This is a genomic window from Glycomyces halotolerans, assembly GCF_054779575.1.
Window position 1 is genome coordinate 19,996 of sequence record NZ_BAAGXZ010000016.1, and the last position, 17,370, is coordinate 37,365.

Annotated in this window: 11 protein-coding genes; all 11 read right to left on the bottom strand. The window is 71.9% G+C overall.

All coding sequences use genetic code 11. The annotated features are described in order from the left end of the window. Positions 1–15: 15 nt before the first annotated feature. On the bottom strand, positions 16–7,647 hold the full coding sequence (locus ACYVL2_RS13845) for a SpvB/TcaC N-terminal domain-containing protein (RefSeq protein WP_460544267.1): 7,632 nt from the start codon (positions 7,645–7,647) through the stop codon (positions 16–18). Positions 7,648–7,901: 254 nt separating this feature from the next. Beyond that, positions 7,902–8,963 carry an AI-2E family transporter gene (locus ACYVL2_RS13850; RefSeq protein ID WP_460544269.1) on the bottom strand — a complete coding sequence of 354 codons (1,062 nt, stop codon included), beginning with the start codon at positions 8,961–8,963 and terminating at the stop codon, positions 7,902–7,904. Between the two features lie 80 nt (positions 8,964–9,043). Beyond that, complete coding sequence (locus tag ACYVL2_RS13855; RefSeq protein WP_460544271.1) at positions 9,044–10,051, bottom strand: radical SAM protein; 1,008 nt, start codon at positions 10,049–10,051, stop codon at positions 9,044–9,046. Beyond that, entirely contained in the window at positions 10,045–10,860 is an 816-nt protein-coding gene (locus ACYVL2_RS13860; RefSeq protein ID WP_460544273.1) for a phosphate/phosphite/phosphonate ABC transporter substrate-binding protein, read from the bottom strand. The genes ACYVL2_RS13855 and ACYVL2_RS13860 overlap by 7 nt, the downstream gene beginning before the upstream one ends. 7 nt (positions 10,861–10,867) lie before the next feature. Further along, positions 10,868–12,001, bottom strand: coding sequence for an acyl-CoA dehydrogenase family protein (fadE16, locus tag ACYVL2_RS13865; RefSeq protein ID WP_460544275.1), 1,134 nt, complete (start codon positions 11,999–12,001; stop codon positions 10,868–10,870). Beyond that, a complete protein-coding gene (locus ACYVL2_RS13870) occupies positions 12,002–12,382 on the bottom strand; it encodes an Rv1678 family membrane protein (RefSeq protein WP_460544277.1) in 381 nt (126 codons plus the stop codon). Further along, a complete protein-coding gene (locus ACYVL2_RS13875; protein WP_460544279.1) occupies positions 12,379–12,915 on the bottom strand; it encodes a TQO small subunit DoxD in 537 nt (178 codons plus the stop codon). The genes ACYVL2_RS13870 and ACYVL2_RS13875 overlap by 4 nt, the downstream gene beginning before the upstream one ends. A 59-nt stretch (positions 12,916–12,974) precedes the next feature. Then, positions 12,975–14,006: a Rossmann-fold NAD(P)-binding domain-containing protein gene (locus tag ACYVL2_RS13880; RefSeq protein ID WP_460544281.1), complete on the bottom strand. Its 1,032-nt coding sequence runs from the start codon at positions 14,004–14,006 to the stop codon at positions 12,975–12,977. Between the two features lie 21 nt (positions 14,007–14,027). Then, a complete protein-coding gene (locus ACYVL2_RS13885) occupies positions 14,028–15,314 on the bottom strand; it encodes a hypothetical protein (protein ID WP_460544282.1) in 1,287 nt (428 codons plus the stop codon). After that, a complete protein-coding gene (locus tag ACYVL2_RS13890; RefSeq protein ID WP_460544284.1) occupies positions 15,311–16,534 on the bottom strand; it encodes a sensor histidine kinase in 1,224 nt (407 codons plus the stop codon). The genes ACYVL2_RS13885 and ACYVL2_RS13890 overlap by 4 nt, the downstream gene beginning before the upstream one ends. Next, positions 16,534–17,220: a response regulator gene (locus tag ACYVL2_RS13895; protein WP_460544286.1), complete on the bottom strand. Its 687-nt coding sequence runs from the start codon at positions 17,218–17,220 to the stop codon at positions 16,534–16,536. Before ACYVL2_RS13895 ends, ACYVL2_RS13890 begins: the two co-directional genes overlap by 1 nt. Between the last annotated feature and the right edge of the window lie 150 nt (positions 17,221–17,370).

The following is a 17,370-nucleotide window of genomic DNA, read 5'->3' on the forward strand; positions in this document are numbered from 1 at the left end:
CTCTGAGGGGTGGACCTACCACCAGTCGAATGCTCGTCCCAGTCCGAAGACTCCGGCTGCGATGCCCGTTGCGATGCCGATGCCGATGAGGACGGGCGAACCGACGATCGCTCCGACGACGAGGGCCACGCCTCCTACGGCGGCCGCAGCGTTGAAGCCGAACGACGTCCAGTCGCCGCGTTGGTAGTCCTGGTACGCCAGGTAGCCCGACACCAGTGCCTGGCCGACGCCTCCGGCGACGCCGGCCGCGGTTCCGGCGCCGCCGGCGAACGCCGCGAGGCGGGCGGGGTTGGCGCGGGATCCGGCCAGCGCGAGGCGCGCGCCGCCTTGGGCGAGGGTCGCTCCGGCTTCGACGGTGGTGGCGCCGTAGGAGCCGTACCGCACCGCGTCGTTCTCGATGCCGGATGCGCCCCAGTAGCTCATGGCGAAGCCGCCGGTCATGAGTCCGCGTCCTCCCCAGCGCAGTCCGGTGCGGGTCCGGGCGCTGTTGCGCCAGTGGCCGGCTTCGCCGGATCGCGCCACGCCTCCGGCGGCGACGTCTTCGACCGCGCCGGCGGCGCGTGCGCGCCGGTCGGTGTGCATGGCTCGCGAGCCCTGGGAGGAGTTGAGGCTGCCGGGCTGGTACCGGTGGTCTTGCGGGCGCACGAATTCGCCGGGTTGCCGTCTGATGTGCTGGAGCTCTACGGTGTGGTCGACGTGGGTGGTCCGGGAGCGCCGGTTGCCGTGGGCGTCGTCGAAGGCGTCGGCGAGGCCGGCGTTGGCGCGGCGGATGTCGCTGGTGCGGCGGGAGCCGCGTCCGGTGTGGCCGGGGTTCTCGGATCGGAGCCCGACTCCGCGGTCGGTTTGGATGCGGTCCCGGTAGGCGGCGATCTTTCCGTCGTCGAAATTGTCGGGGACTTCGAGCGTCGGCCCGGTGGGGCCGCGGCGGCTCGCCTCCCGTCCGGCTTGGGTCAGGCCGGCGCCTGAACCTCCGGCATCGGGGGACTCGGCCGGTTCGTCGCCGCCTTCATCGGCCCCTTCGTCGGCGCCGGGGTCGTCCGATCCTCCGGCGGCTTCCTCGCCTTCCCCGCCGCCGTCGGCCGGAGTCACCGTGACCTCGCCGCTCTGGCTGATTCTCAGCTCTGGGAAGTACCAGGCGCCGTTGGGCATTCGTATCGGCGGAACGCTCAGTCCCGGGTAGTCCTTGCGCGCCTCGGCGAGGGCGGCCTCCGGCGTGGTGTCGGGGTCGAGCAGGACCGCCGAGTCGGCGCGCTGCTGCGGCACGGGGGCGGTCCGCTCGGGAATCTGTGTCGAACGGTCCTGTGTGCCACCTGGGTCGGCGCGGCCGATCGGGTCGTTCGAGCAGTAGGCGTACAGGTTCGGTCCGGCCTTCAGGCCGATCGGGTCGGCGCTGATCCATCTTCCGAGCCAGGAGGCGTAATAGCGGGCACCGTAGTAGTACAGCCCGGTCTCGTCGTCTCTTTCCTTGCCGTGGAACCGGTATCGCTTCAGGCTCAGGTCCGGTCCGGGCCGTTCGGCCCGGTAGGCGGTGGAGCCGTAGGGGTGGTATTCCTCGTAGGAGATCACCGCGCCGTCTTCGTCGGTCTCGAGCGAGGCCGATCCCAGGTGGTTGCCGTACTGGTAGCGGACCACCGGCTCATCGAGCGGGGCGTCGCTGATGCCGCCCGGATCGAAGGTCTTGGTGTCGACCTGCGCGAACCGGCCGCCCTCGTCGGCGAGGTGGACCGTGCGGCGCTCCAGGCGCAGCGTCCCGTTCATCCACTCCCGGTAGAGCTCGACCATCCCGAGGTAGCGGCGTTCGGTGCGCAGGCCGCCGTTGCGTTCGACGACCTTCCTGACGCGTCCGGCGCCCGAATAGCAGTAGTAGGCGGTCCCTCCCCCGCCGAGGTCGACTTCGCGGAGACGGTCGGCGAGGTCCCATCGCAGCTCGGCCAGGTGCGGCGTCGAGGTCATGTTGCCGTGCGCGTCGTAGGCGTACCGGTGGCCGTACGGCCCGCTCGGGTCGTCGGAGGGGACGCTCGTCTCGGTCAGGCGGTTGCGGAGGTCGGCCGGGTCGGTGTCGTGCGCGTAGCGGTAGCGACGGTTCCAGCCGCCGCCGGCGGCGATGTGCCGCAGGCTCGTCAGGTTCCCGAGGTCGTCGTATGCGAACTCCTGCGCGTAGGGCCGCACCGCCGCCGCGTCGTTCGGGTGCGGCAGCGGTGCCCCGACCGCGTCGGCCGAACCGGTCTGCTCCCCCGCCGGCACGCCGGCGTGCTCGCGGCCTTCGGCGCGCACCAGTTGGCCGAGGGCGTCATAGCGGAAGCGCTGGCGCGGCGCGGCCACGGTCCCGTTGAAGAAGTGGGTCTGCTGGGCGTCGTCGCCGATCTCCGCGATCTTCCCGGCCGCGTCGTATGCGTATCGCAGGTGCTGGAGCGGGCGGCCCGGATCACCGTCGGCCACCGTGAGCAGCTCGGTCAGCCGCAGGCTCAGCGGATCGAAGGCGCAGGTGCTCGTGGTGCCGTTGCCGTAGTGGGCCGTGGTGCGGCGGCCCATCGCGTCGTATTCCTGACCGGTCGTGAACGGCCGCAGCGGGCCCTGCCCGCCGATCCTCGCCCGCAGCTCGGCGAGCCGGTTCGCCTCGTCGTACACCGGCTCGATCTCGGTGCCGTCGGGCAGGGTGGCGGTCACCGTCCGTCCCAGAGCGTCGAAGACGGCGGACGTCTCGACGTGCTCGCCGACCGGTTCGAGCTGCGGCTGGGCCAGCGCGAGCACGGCGTCGGGGTCGTCGACGCCGAGCAGATGCGACCAGTCCGGGTCGGCGGTGTGGTCGGCGGCGAACCGGGCGCGGGCGCTGAGCGCGTTGCCCTTGGCGTCGTAACGCTCGACGATGCCGACGCCGGAGCCGTCGAAGACCAGGTGTGGCTTGCCGATGAGGTTCCGTTCGGCGGCCTCGGGGTGGTCGTCGCCGTAGACGATGCGGCTGAGGACCCGTTCGGGCGCGCCGCCGTCGGTGCCGAACGAGGCGATGGGGCGGTGGAGGTCGTCGTAGGCGGCGCGGAAGCTGCGGCCGTGTTCGTCCCAGGTGCGGACCGTTCGTCCGACCACGTCGACCAGGGTCCAGCGGCTGCCCCGTTCGGCCGAGTCGCCGAACAGCGCGTCTCCGGCCATGTTGGCGACCCCGGAGGCGATCTGGCGGTCGCGGGTGTCGAACGCTCGGGTGAAGCCGCCGGTGACGTCCGTTTCGGCGCGGCCGAACCGGAGGTCGCCTCCTCCGTTGTCGGCGACGGTGAGCGCGGTGCGGCCGAGGGAGTCCAGGTGCGTTACGCCCGGGGTGTCGGCGTGCCGGGCCGCGAGCCAGGCGGCGCGCTCGTCGGGGTCGCTCGGTTCGGGTCCGGCGGGGTCGGGGCTGCCTCGTTCTGCGTACCAGGCGCTGTCGAGCACGGTGTCGTCCGGGCCATACGAGACGACTTGCCACGGGCCGTGGTCGGTTCGCGCGAACGTGCCGTCCGGGTAGTCGATCCGGTCGGCCCGCCCCAGCGGGTCGTAGCGGGGGATCGCGGTGACGCCGATCTCGACGAGGTCGGCCTCCGACTCGTATACGTGCGTGGTCGAGAAGTACGGCTCGTACTGCTTGACCGGCAGGCCCTTGTTGTTGAAGACGATGCGGCCGTTGCCGGTCCAGCGGGGATCGGCGTGGACTTCGACGACGGTCCCGGTGGTCTCGTCGAACCGCCGGGCCGGGCCGGGGGCGGCGCGGCTCTTGGACATGACCGCCGCCCCGGAGCCGTCGAAGTAGGTGTGGGACTCCTGCCAGGCGGGGTTGTCCGGTCCGTGGCGCTCGCGGTGGCTGACGTGTGTCCAGACGGGACTGGCGTGGTCGGTCCAGGCGAACAGGTCGTAGTCGACGGTGGCGGTCGGGTCGGCGAGGGTGTCCATGCCCGGTTGGCCTGGTTTGCCGACCAGGGCGCTGGCCACGGGGGCGCCGAGGGCGTCGTAGGCGGTCTCGGTGCGGTTCCCGGCGGCGTCGACGGCGGCCCAGGGCGCCAGGACCCGGTAGTCGTGTTCGAAGTGGACTTGCTGGCCGATGTGGTTGGTGACGGCCACGACGGCGAGGTCGTGGGCGTCGCGTTCGACGGTGGTGGTGGCTCCGACCGGGTCGGCCGCGCCGATCGGCAGGTAGAAGTGGTCGGCGGCGTCGGCGGCGTACAGTTCGGTGCCCGACGGGGCCCACCAGCCGCCGTCGAAGTGCTCGTAGCCGGCGTCGATCAGCTCGGCAGCGGTGACCGATCCGTCGTAGTGGGCGGCGATGAGGCCGTCGGTGAAGACCATCCGCTTGGAGCGGAACGCCAGACCCAGCAGTCCGTGCTCGCCGAGCGGCAGCGGTCCGACCAGGTCGTCGGAGCGGAAGAGGGCCTGGGACCGGCCGATGAGGCGCAGCACCGGTCCGGCGGGCGCTGGGAGGGTCCCGTCGGGCGCCACCGCTTCGTACGGCACCCGGTCGGCGGCGGCGGTGGCCGCCTCGATCTGGGCGGACGAGAGGTAGCCGGTCGGGAGTCCGGCGAGTTCGAACGAGCGGGTCTCGAACGGCTGCCGCAGGCGCCGCGCGTCGTCGTGTTCGATGTCGGCGGTGTAGTCGGTCTCGGTGTAGGAGGCGTGTGCGCGGGCCTGGGCGGCGCGCACGGTCGGAGGCAGGGCGGAGTCGTCGGTCGCCCGCGGGTACGTCACCGATGCCGACCGGAGCGGCAGTCCCATGTCGTCCACTTCGAGCACGAACGAGTGGGAGACCCGCGGATCGGCGGGCCGGCGGTCGTAGCCGTAGCTGATCGCCTCGGTGGGCAGCAGCTGGAAGACCGCGTGCCGCCGGTCGCCTCGGGGCTGGATCAGCTTCACGCCGTATGCGCTCTCGGCGACGGTGTAGGGCACTGTGGATTCTTCGGCGTCGTCGAGCCCGTAGATCTCGCTGCGCAGCATCACGCCTTTGAGGGCCCGGCAGGCTTCCCGGTGCTCGTCGTCGGTCAGTCCGGCCGGGAGCTCGGGCTCCGGCAGGGCGTGCTCGGGCAGGGCGCTGTTGGCGAAGTACTGCGACCGCCTGGCGTGGAGCATTCGCTCCTCGGTTCCGGCGGCGGCCCCGGTGTGGAACCAGGTGCGGGTGAGCACCGGCGGTTGGTGCAGGTCGGCGTCGGCGGTGTTGGCGGCTTCGGGAAGCAGCTCATAGGCTTCGGTGTCGACCGTCTCGACGAGTCCGAAGCCGCGGAACTCGCGCTCGACCGGGTCGAAGTAGCCGTCGTGGTAGCCGGTGCGGCTGGTGAACGCCGTCTCGCGGACGTGGTCGATCCGCACCACGCGGTGGGCGCAGGAGACCGGGAACGGCAGTGCGGTCGGCCAGGGCCGCCCGGCCTGCTCGTCGGCCAGCATGAAATGGGTCGAGGGCCGGTATTCGATGCGGACCTCGCCGCCGGTGCCGTTCTCGTAGCCCGAGAGCAGGTGCGGGCGGCCGGCGCTCATGAGGTCGATGTAGCGCATGGCCGCGCCGCTGCCGCCGGGCAGGCTCGTGGACCACACCAGGCAGGCCGTGCCGGTCCCCCGCAGGTCCAGCGCCGACACGTAGCGGCGGTTGTCGGAGCCGGGCACTCCGGGAAGCACCCGGGCCTCGCCCCAGGCGTCGCCGCCTCGGTTGGCGTAGAGGCGGACGCCGTCGGCGGCGAGGTAGATCAGGTCGTTGCGGCCGTTGCCGTCGATGTCGGCGAGCAGGACGCGGCGCGGGTCGAAGGTCTCGGCCTGGTCGAACCGGGGCGCGCCGTCCATGGTGACCGTCGCTCCGAAGCGCCCGTAGCCGAGGGCCGGCCGGTAGGCGACGGTGCCGTTGCCGATGCGGACCAGGTCGGGCAGGCCGTCGCCGGTCATGTCGGCCAGTCGGACGGATTCGCCGGCCGATGCGCCGACGAACGCGGGTGCGCGAAGTTCGTCCGGCTCGTCGATCAGCAGCGCCGGTGCGAAGCCCTCGGTGCCCAGGCCTTCGCACCAGCGGGTCCCCGCCGGATCGGTCACGACCAGGTCGGCCCGCCCGTCGCCGGTGAGGTCGGCCGGGATCGTGTCGGCGTAGTCGAGGTTAGGCAGCCGTTCGAACGGCTCGAGGCCGTGCCACCGGCCCGCTTCGTCCCGGGCGGCGTATCCGGGCGCCGGACCGGCGAGGCGGACCAGGTCCGGTCGGCCCGAGCCGTCCAGATCGAGCAGGAAGGAGTCGGCGCCCGAGACCGGTCGGAGCGCGACCGGGCGCGCGGCGTCGAACCCGACGGCCTCCTCGTGGAGGGGGCTGCGGTTCCGGGTGTAGTACCAGGCGCCGTGATGGCGGCTGAGGACTCCGGAGACGCCCTCGCCGTTGAGGTCGACCCAGACGGAGCCGGACGGGTCCAGGCCCGCGGGCAGGTGCTCGGCGGTCACCTCGCGGACGGTCGGGTCGATCCGGGCGGGCTGGTAGTGCGGGGTCAGCGACGGCGTGGTCCGGCGCTCGTAGCCGGCGCCGTCGCGCCGGTAGCCGGTGGAAGCCGCCGAGAAGAGCCGGGAGGCGCCCGACACCGGCTCGGTGTCGTAGGAGAAGTCGACCGAGCGGACCAGCGTCGGTTCGTCGCCGAGTTCGGGGAAGCGGTGGAACATCAGGGCGCGTTCGCACCGCCGGTAGGTGCGCACTTCGAAGCCGGCCCGCCGGTCGGAATAGGGGTCGGGCCTGACCGGCCAGGGGCGGGACGGCTCGGGGGTCGGCGTCCGGGGGTCGTGGTCGCCGTAGTCGAGGACGAGGCTGAACAGCCACTGCTGCGGCGGCGTGGCGGGTATCGCGGGATCGAGCACCGGGCGGTGCGGGACCGTGTTGCCGTAGTGGACGCGTTTGAGGTGGCGGGCGGCGGTCCTGTCGGCTTCGGTGCGCCCGGCTTCGCAGGCGAGGGAGGTGTCGACGCCGTCGCCGTTCTCGGCGGCGTACTCGTAGGCGACCGCGTTGCCCTTGTCGTCGTGTCCGCTGCTGACGAGCCAGGCGAAGATCCGCGCCGGATCGGCCGGGTCGGCGATGCGGGAGGCGGCGTCCTCGCCGAACCAGGTGGTGGTGTTGTCGGCGCTGATGGTGCGCCACTTGCAGTCGGAGGCGTCGGCGGTGTTGGTCCACCGTTCGATGCGGGTGAAGGCGCCTTCGACGCGGGGCCGGTAGCGGCGTATCTCGAAGTCGGCTCCGGCGACCGTCCTCGTCTCCGGTGCGGCGTCGACCGGGACGAGGTCCTCGGCCTCGGAGAGGGTGTAGACGTCCGATTCGTCGCGGTCGCGGTATCGGGGCAGGCCGCGGTCGGTGCGGCGGCCGATCTTCGGTATCGGCAGGTCCCAGCCGTAGCCGAAGAGGCCGTCGTGGCCGGAGGAGTCGTAGGCGACGGCCAGTTGGGGCGCGCCCGCCCGTCCGCCGCTGGAGGGCAGCGGGATCGTGAGTCCGGCGCTGCCGGTCGCGGGGTTGGTGCGGAAGCTCTCGCCGAGGCGCGCGGGCGGGCTCCCGGGCTCGGGCAGTTCGGGTGCGTCGACGGTGCCGGGGGTGGGCAGACGGGGGCCGGATCCGGCGTCGCCGAGGCGGTCGAAGGATTCGGCTCGCGCCGACTGCCGGTCGGCGGGCCCCCGGTTCCGGTTCGCGTCCACGGCCCCTGCCCCTTTGCACGGTCGATGATCCTCACGCCGCCATGCCGATCGGAAGTGCGGCCAATCACAGATCGTAGTGGAGTCGGGGGCCGTCCACAGTCCCCGAATGTGCCAGTTTCGTTGCGGCCGAATGAAATCGATTGCAGCAGCTCACGAATGCCAGCGGATGCGCACAAGCGAGACCATTGGACCGAATGACGCATAGCCATCGACTGATGTTCAGGAGCGCTCCCCGGTCACTTCGCGGCGGTGGATCAGCTCCGGTCCAGTCGCGGCAGCACGAGTTCGCGGAGGATCAGGCGGACCGTGGCATAGGTGGGCACGGCCAGGATCACGCCGACGACCCCGAACAGGGTGGCGCCGATCAGCACGCTCACCAGCGCGGCCAGGTTGGACACCTTGACGGCGCTGCCCATGACCGTCGGGTAGATGACCCAGTTCTCCAGTTGCTGGTAGACGACGAAGAAGATGACCGCCGCCACCGCGGTCATCGGGGAGACCGTCAGCGCCGCCAAGGTCACGATGGCCGCGCCGATCGTGGCGCCGACCTGCGGGATCACGTCCAGCACGGCCACCACGACCGCGAGGATGACCGCGTAGGGCACGCCCGCGATGATCATGAAGATCCAGGCCGAGAATCCGGCGGCGGCACCGATGGTCACCGCGCCGATGAGATAGCCGCCGACCTGGTAGAGGATCTGGTCGAGCATGTTGCGGGCGCGGTCGCGCTTCGAGGCGGCGACGAAGCGCAGGGAGCCGTCGACGATCCGGTCGTGGGCGGCCAGGAAGAAGACGGCCAGGATCAGGGCGGTCACCGTCCAGCCGACGGCCATCGCGGCCGAGAAGGCTCCACCGAGCAGGCCGGTGGCGGCGGACGAGACGTTCTCGCCGGTGAGCAGCTCCCGGCCGCGTTCGAGCAGTCCGGACTCACCGCCGAACCGCTGGACCAGGCGACTGTCCATGAGCTGCTGGTAATAGCCCGGAGCGGCCTCGACGAATTCGGCGGTCTGCCGGATCAGGGCCGGGATCACCAGCGCCAGTCCGCCGCAGAACAGCAAGACGGTGCCGAGCACGAGGATGAGCATCGCCAGCCAGCGCGGGAGCCCGCGCCGGACCATGGCCGAGACCGGGCGGTTGAGTCCGATCGCGAGGAAGCCGGCCATCACGAGGACGATGAGGAGGGTCTGCAGTTCGAGGACGACCCAGATCAGGGCGGCGGTGAGGGCGAATCCGATGCCGACCAGGACGCCGGCCTGCAGCGGCGGCGTGTCGGCGAGTCGTCGTCCTGTCGGCAGGCGCTTCTCGTTTCCCCTCATACCTGTCGTGTCTAGCAGAGATCCGTTCTCAGGTGCGAGGTTTCGCCGTCAGCGTCCGCGAACCATATTTCGGTCGGGCTTCAGGCGCAGGTGAACCGCTGTGCGGCCGAGTCGGATTCGCGGCGGTAGGCGGCGAAGCGGCGCCGGACCTCCTCGATGGCGTCGCCGAGCGGGAACAGGTCGCGGGTGACCAGTTGGTCGTCGTGGTCGGCGGCGACCGGGTGCCAGTAGACGCCGTCGGCGGTCACGGTCACTTCGGGGATGAGCGATTCGACGGTGAGCGCGACGCCGTCGTCGGCGTATCCTCGCTGCGCTATCGGCCGGATCACCTGGTCGGGTCGGGCGATGCCGACCTGGTCGAGGAGCGTGTGGAAGGCCGCGGCCTCGTCGGCGCCGCTCTCCCCTGCCGCGACGGTGGCGGCCACGCGGACTCGGAAGCCTTCGGCGAGGGCGGTTCGGACGCCGTCGAGGGCGCGCTGCCAGGTTCCCTTGCCGCGGTGACGGTCGTGCAGTTCGGGGGTGGCCGAGTCGAGGCTGATCTGGAGGGCGAGGCCGTCGCGCGGCATGGCCCGCAGGGTCTCCAGGCGCCGGCCGCGGAACAGCATCCCGTTGGTGAGCAATGTGGTCGGTGCTCGGGCGATGCAGGCGGCGACGATGTCGTCGAGGTCGGGCAGCAGGAACGGTTCGCCGCCGGTGAGGAATACTTCGGTGACGCCGTGGTCGGTTCCCTGCTGGACGAGGCGTTCGATCTGGTCGGCGCCGATGGCGCGTCGTGGGGTCTGCGGTGATGATTTCGCGCAGCAGTAGTCGCAGGCGAGGTTGCAGTCGAAGTTGGTGTAGATCCACAGTCGCGCTCCGGGGCGGCGCTCGGCGGGGACGGAGGCGAGGACCGTCTCGTCGTCGGGGACGGGGCCTCGCATGATGCGGGCGATGCCGTCGTCGACGGCGATCAGCCGGTGGCCGGACCGTTCGCACCATCGCCGGACGAGGTCGGTGTCGGCCCGGTCGACCGGCACCTCGACGGTCGCTCCGGCGACCGCGCCGCCGACGCGTTCGACGAGGTCGAGGAGGATCGCGCCGCTTACCATCGGGCCGGGATCCGCTGGTCTTCGACGGCCTTGAACAGGGAGGCGTAGCCCTCGAGGTCGGGCCTGACCCATCGGCGCCTGAGTCCTTCGAGTTCGAGGATGCGGCGTTGCTCGGGGTCGTCCCAGGACATCGCCAGGAGGCGTTCGACCCACGGCTCGGTGGTCGCCTCGGGGAGGGAGTCGAGCGCGGTGAAGTTGCAGTGGCAGTATTCGGGCGAGGTCCACAGTGCGGTGAGCGCGTCGCTCATCAGTTCGTCGGCGCCGAGGGCGTTCCAGGTGTTGACGCCGAGGGCGACCGCGTCCGCGCCGTCGTCGAGGAGGACGCGGATGGCGTCGAGTTCGCTGCGGCCGGTGTCGCCGTGTTTGCCGAGGTCGGTGTCGATGCGGATGAGTTCGACGTCGTCGTCGCCGAGGCCGGCCTCGCGGAGGTATTGGACGGGCAGGATGGCGGCCTGCGCCGAGTCGCGGGAGCCGAGGGCGACCCGGCGGCCGCGCAGGTCGGTCAGGTCGCTCATGCCGGTGCCGGCGCGGGTGACGAAGACGGTCTGGAATTCGAGGTCGGTGTCGCGCATGGCCAGGGCCCGGCATTTGCCGTCGGTCTGAAGGACGGTGCGGACCCAGGCGAGGTTGGTGTTCCAGGCGATGTCGATGGTGCCGTCGACGAGTGCGTCGACTTGGCGGCCGTAGTTGGAGAACAGCACGAAGTCCATCTCGGAGTCGGTGCCGGCGAAGTGGTCGCGGATGCCCTCCCAGATGGTGACGGCGTTGGGGGTGTAGGCGACGGCGCCGATGAGCAGCGGTTCGGTCATGGTGTCCTCAGCTTTCGAATAGGGGCAGGCCGCTGACGGCCTTGCCGTAGAGGTCGTACAGGACGTCGGCGGTGGGGGCCATGACGTGTCCGGCGCGGGCGTCGCGGAAGTGGCGTTCGATGCCGAGGCTCTTGGCGAACGCGGCGCCGCCGCAGACGCGCATGGCGGTGTCGGTGACGTGCAGTGCGGTGTCGTTGGCGAGGGCTTTGACGGCGAGGACGCGGAGCATGGTCTCGTCGTCGGGGTCCGTGAGGCTGGCGGCGGTGGCGGTGAGGTGGTCGCGGGCGGCCCGCAGCTCGATCGACATCTTGGCGACTTGGGCGCGGATGGTGGGCAGTTGGGCGAGCGACTCGCCGAGGTGTTCGAGCCTGGCGCCGGAGGTGTGGGCGACGGCGGCGTCGACGGCGGCCTGGGCGAGGCCGAGTGAGACGGCGGCGTTGCCGAGGTTGAACCACGGCAGGACGGTCTCGAGCATGGTCGCGAATCCGGTGCCGGGTGCGCCGACGCGGTCGTCGGCTCCCGTGCGCACCCGGAAGTGCATGGGTGCGGAGGCGTTGCCGCGCAGGCCGAGTCCTTTCCAGGCGCCGGAGACGGCGATGCCGTCGCGGCCGCCGGGGAGGGCGTAGAGGTCGACGCCGGGCTCGTCGGTGATGCCGGGCGGGGTCTGGGTGGAGACGATGTAGACGTCGGCGTGGTCGGCGGAGGTCACGAAGCTCTTCGCGGCGTCGAGGACCGTGGTGTCGCCTTCGGCTGCGGCTTTGGAGGTGGGCGCCCAGAAGTGCGAGCGGGACCCGGGTTCGGAGAAGGCGAGGGTGCCGAGGGCTTCGCCGGAGGCCATCTGGTCGAGCAGTTTCGGCCGGCCGGGCGGTGGGGCGGCGGCGACGGTCATGGCGGCGCTGACGTGCATGAGGTAGACCATCGCGGTCGAGCCGCAGGCGGCGGCGATCCGGCCGAGGACGTCGGCGAATTCGGCCGGTCCGGCGCCGAGGCCGCCGACGTCGGTCGGGAGGGTCAGGCCGAGCAGTCCGCTCTCGCGGAGCGCGGTGACGGCCTCGGTCGGGAAGCGGCCGTCGGTGTCGACCTCGGCGGCGTGTTCGCGTGCGGCGTCGAGGACCGGGCCGAGTGCGGTGGCGGTGTCCATTCATTCCCCTTCGGTGTCGGGCGCGGGTCGGGTGCCGTCCCGGGGCGCGGCGCCGGCGACGGCCAGGCCGATGGCGAGGCCGAGCCAGAACGACATGGCGCTGAGGTCGGCGCCGAGCCAGTCCCCGCCGGTGGCGGTGGCGATGAGCTGGAGCGCCGCTGCGGCGGCGAAGGCGGCTCCGGTCAGGACGGCGAGGGCGCGCACGGCGAGGAGCGCTGCGGCGACCGCGGCGGCTCCGAGGCCGATCGCGATGGCGGCCGAGGCGCCGCCGATGGTCATGAAGCGGAATTCGTTCAGGCCTTCGATGGCGAAGACGACGCTGGCGATCGAGGCGACGCCGATGGCGAGCGCGGCTCGGTCGAACGAATGCATCCTGTTCATGAGGCCGCCTTCATCAGTCGGGGCAGCGGGCCGGTCCGGCGCTGCCAGTGCGGTCGCAGCAGGCCGTCCATGCCGCCGTAGCGTCCGGCGGCGGTGGCGAGCAGCAGCAGGTGGACCAGGCCCATGAGCAGGTAGGCCCAGTACCACTCGTGGGGCGCGGCGAGCGCGGAGAGGGCGATCGCGACGGTCTGGACGAGGCCGAGCAGCGCAGCCGCTCTGGTGAACAGGCCGATGAGGAGGAACGCGCCGAGGGAGGTCTCGATGGCGAGGACGAGCCATCCGAAGACCGTGAAGTTGGGCACCACGACGTTCTCGAGGAACCATGCCCATGGGGCGAGCACTTCGTATTCGATGCCGTTGAGCACCCAGCGGTAGAGGGTGCTGGGCGGTTCGCCTTCGCCGAAGTCGGGCGGGCGCTTCCAGGAGACGTTGTCGATCCACAGGAACGCGACGCCGATGCGGGTCGCCGCGATGAGCCACGCACTCAAGCGCGAGGGCGTCGTTGCGGACGGTGTGGGCGTCGGTGCCTTCATGGTCTGAGTACACCATGAACATTGCCCCGGTGAACCTTACAAAACGCGAAAGCCGCGATCTAGCGGAGCGGGTCGTGGGCGAAGGCGGCCATGCCTTCGGCGAAGCCGGTCTCGGCGCGGAAGCCGAGGGCCTCGGCGGCGAGTTCGGGGGAGGCGACGACGTGGCGGACGTCGCCGAGCCGGTATTCGCCGGTGACGACCGGCGCGGGCGCGTCGGTGAAGCCCGCGGCGAGCGCTCGTGCCATGTCGCCGACGGAGTGCGGGCGTCCGCTGGCGATGTTGGCCGCGCCCGTCCAGTCGGAGTCGAGCGCGAGGACGTTGGCGCGGGCGACGTCGCGGACGTGGACGAAGTCGCGAGTCTGGGCGCCGTCTTCGAATACGCGCGGGGCCTTGCCGGCTTCGAGGGCGCTGCGGAAGATGCTGGCGACGCCCGCGTAGGGCGTGTCGCGGGGCATGCGCGGGCCGTAGACGTTGTGGTAGCGCAGGGCGCAGACGGTCGCGCCGGATTCGCGTCCGTAGAGGAACGAGAGGTGTTCGGTGTGGACTTTGGTGGCGGCGTACACGTTGCGCGGATCGAGGGGCGCGTCTTCGCGCACGGTGGCCCAGGCGAGGTCGGCGCCGCATCGGCCGCATCGGGGTTCGAAGCGTCCCGCGGCCAGGTCGGTCTCGCGGCGGGGTTCGGCGCGGACGTCGCCGTGTTCGGTACAGCGGTAGCGGCCTTCGCCGTAGACGACCATTGAGGAGGCGACGACGAGGCGGCCGGTGAAGGAGCGCCGCCACAGGGCGCGGAGCAGGTTCGCGGTGCCGGCGTCGTTGTCGGCCACGTAGTCGGCGACGTCGTCGAAGTCGACGCCGAGTCCGACACGGGCGGCCTGGTGGCAGACGGCGTCGACGCCGTCGACGGCGCGGCGGACGGTCGCCTCGTCGGCCAGGTCGCCGACGATGAGCTCGACGGCGTCCGGGAGGTGCTCGGGCGGTTCCTTGTGCGCGGCGAGGGAGTCGAGGACGACGACGTCGTCGCCTCGTGCGACGAGCTGTTCGACGATCGGTCCGCCGATGAAGCCGGCTCCGCCGGTGACGAGTACTCGCATGTGCTGCTGCCTTTCTTCGGGTCACCACACCACGCGCAGCGAGGCGGCGATGAGGACTGCGACGGTCAGTTGGAGCGCCAGCCAGGCGCGCGGCCGCGTCAGCGCGCAGCCGGCGAGGAGGACCAGCGGCATGAACGGCTGCCAGATCCGCTCGGTCTCGGCCGAGGACATGCCGGAGACGGCGGCGACGCCGACGGCGGCCAGGCACGAGCCGACGACGATCCACATGCGCCGGTCCCGCAGGCGGGCCAGGGCGACCGCGGTCGCCGGGCCCAGCGCGAGGGCGAAGACCGCCGGGTTGGCGATCAGGAAGTACCAGTAGCCGCGGACGGCGGCCACGCCTTCGTAGTAGCGCACCCGAGTGGTGGTCAGGCCCTCGAGCCACCAGTAGCCGGACTGGAGCGGGGCGAGCACGACCAGCAGCGCGACGGCGCCGCCTCCGGCCAGGACCTGCCAGCGGCGACGCAGGATCGCGATCACGAGCACCGGGATCGCCAGCAGCACGCTGGAGAACGACAGCATCATCGCGGCCCCCGCCAGCAGGCCGCCCGCGACGGTGAGCAGGGCCGCGCAGGCCCCGGTCCGGTTCGTGGCGAGGACCAGGCAGGCGACGGCCGCGAGCGTGACGCCGCCGAAGATGATGTCGGCGTTGGTGTGCCAGAACGCGGCCGGGGCGACCACCAGGAACGGGGCGGCGCGGCGGGCCTGCCGCTCCCCGGCCACGTCGCGTCCGATCGCGAGCGCCGCGACGATCGAGGAGGCCGCGGCGACCATGATGACGCCGTTCTCGAACCAGGTTCCGTACAGGCCCAGCTGCGCTGCGGCCCAGAAGAACAGGACCAGGCCCGGCGGATGCGACTGCATGTGGACCGGGAAGGCCCCTTGGAGCTGCAGCCCGGTGTAGGTCTCCAGGAACGGGCCGACCCCTCCGGCGTCGCCGATGAACCCGATGTGGCGCGCATAGGAGTGGTTGAGGCTCTCCCAGGTTCCCGGATGCGAGTGCGCGACGGCCAGCGCGAGGCTGAAGGCGACGCCCGACAGCGCCGTCGCCGCTACGACCCAGCGCCACCGCCGGTGCGCGGCGATCGCCGGCAGGACGGCGACGATCAACGCGCCCACCGCGATCGGTGCGAGCAGGCGGGGGCCGAGGCTCCAGTCCCAGTGCCCGAACAGCGGCACCGCCGGCAGTTTCAGGCTCCGCTCGGTGATCGCGTCCTTGTACTGGCCGAGCAGCCAGGCGACGGCGAGGAAGGCCGCCCACGCGGCCAGGACCGTGGCGGTGCGGACCGCCGGACGCCGTGCGGTCACCGGCTCCCTCCGGCGGGGATCCGGACGGTGAAGCGGCAACCGTCGCCGTTGTTGGCGGCCCAGACGGTCCCGTCGTGGGCTTCGATGAGGCCGCGGGTGATGGCCAGGCCGAGTCCGCCGCCGCGCTCGTCGCGCCGCCTGGCCTCGTCGCCGCGGAAGGCGATGTCGAACACGCGCGGCAGGTCGGCGTCGGGGATGCCGCCGCACTGGTCGGCGACGTGCACGACCGCCGCTTCGGCTTCCGCGGCGGTCGCGACGGCGACGGTCCCTCCGGCGGGGGTGTGGCGGATGGCGTTGTCGAGCAGATTGTCCAGGGCGCGGCAGAATTCGCGCGCCGACACCTCGGCCGGCGGGGTCGCGTCGATGCGTTCGACGAGGGCGACGCCCTTGACTTCGGCGGCCACGCCGGCGCCGGCGAGGCAGTCGGCGAGCGCGTCGCACAAGTGGACCTTCTCGCTGCCCAGGCGCAGGGATCCGGAGTGGATGCGGGAGAGTTCGAACAGGTCGTCGACCAGGGCGGTGAGCCGTTCGGCGTCGGTGCGGATCTGGGAGTGGTAGCGCTTGACGGTCGCGTCGTCGTCGACCACGTCGTCGTCGAGGGCCTCGGCCATGGCGCGGATCGTCGCCAGCGGGGCGCGCAGGTCGTGGGAGACCCAGCTGATCAGTTCGCGCCGCGAGGCTTCGAGGGCGCGTTCGCGCCGCTGGGATTCCTCGAGGCGCCGCGAGACGTCTTCGAGTTCGGCGGCGAGGGCCGCGAACTCGCCGGGCCCGGTCACATGCGGGGCGGCTTCGACGCTGATGCGGCCGTCGCGGCCGACGATGGTGCGGGCGAAGTCGCCGACCTGCCGGGCGCCGGCGCCGATGTCGTCGCCGAGCTGCCAGGCCGCGCCGAGGGCGACGCCGGTGGCGACGGTCAGGACGATGAACAGGACGACCAGGTCGTGGGCGGAGATGAACATGGCCAGCGCGGCGGTCACCACGCCGGTGGCGGCGACCAGGACCGAGGAGAGGGCGGCGATGAGCGTCTGGACGCGGGCGGGGCGGCTGCGCAGGAGCCGCAGGACGACACCGCCGATGAGACTGGCGACGGCCGAGGCGACCGAGGCGATGGTGATGAGGGCGACGACGTCGGCGGCCGGGAAGTCGAAGGCGACCGCGATCGCTCCGGCCCCGAGGATCGCGACGATCAGGAACAGCGCCGAGCCGATGTAGCGCCGCATCAGGCCTCCCACCGGTAGCCGATGCCGCGCACCGTCTTGAGGTGCCGCGGCGCGGAGGCGTCGTCTTCGATCTTCTCGCGCAGGCGGCGGACGTGGACGGTGACCGTGGAGGTGTCGCCGATGCGCCAGCCCCAGACCTTCTCGAGCAGCTCCTCGCGGCGGAACGCGCGGCCTTGGTGGGCGAGGAAGCAGGCGAGGAGGTCGAATTCCTTGCCGGTGAGGGCGAGCAGTTCGCCGTCGCGGCGGGCCTCGTGGGCGCGGGTGTCGACTTCGATGCCGCCGCCGGTCAGCGACGCCGGTGACGAGCCGTTGGCCGAGCGGCGCAGGACGGCGCGGACCCGGGCGGCCAGTTCGCGCGGTGAGAACGGTTTGGTGACGTAGTCGTCGGCGCCGAGGTCGAGTCCGGAGATCCGGTCGTTCTCCTCGCCGAGGGCGGTCAGCATGACCACGGGTACGGCGGTGGCCTGCCGCAGCCGCCGGCAGACCTCGAAGCCGTCCATGCCGGGCATCATCAAGTCGAGGACGACGAGGTCGGGGCGGGTGGACAGGGCGCGGCGGAGGCCGCTGGCGCCGTCGGAGGCGTAGTCGACCTCGTAGCCTTCGCGGCGCAGGTAGCGGGCGACGACGTCGGCCAGCGCCGGGTCGTCGTCGACGACCAGCACGCGCGGTTCGACGTCGATGCTCATGGGAATACCTTGACCGATCACGGGCCGCTCCGTCTGCTGATGGGCCGGAACTTTCGCATACCGTAAGGTTTTCCCGGCCCGGGACGCTCGGGCGAACCGTAGCATCGGACCCATGCAGCCGACCTGTCTCCTCGTCGTGGCCAAGTCGCC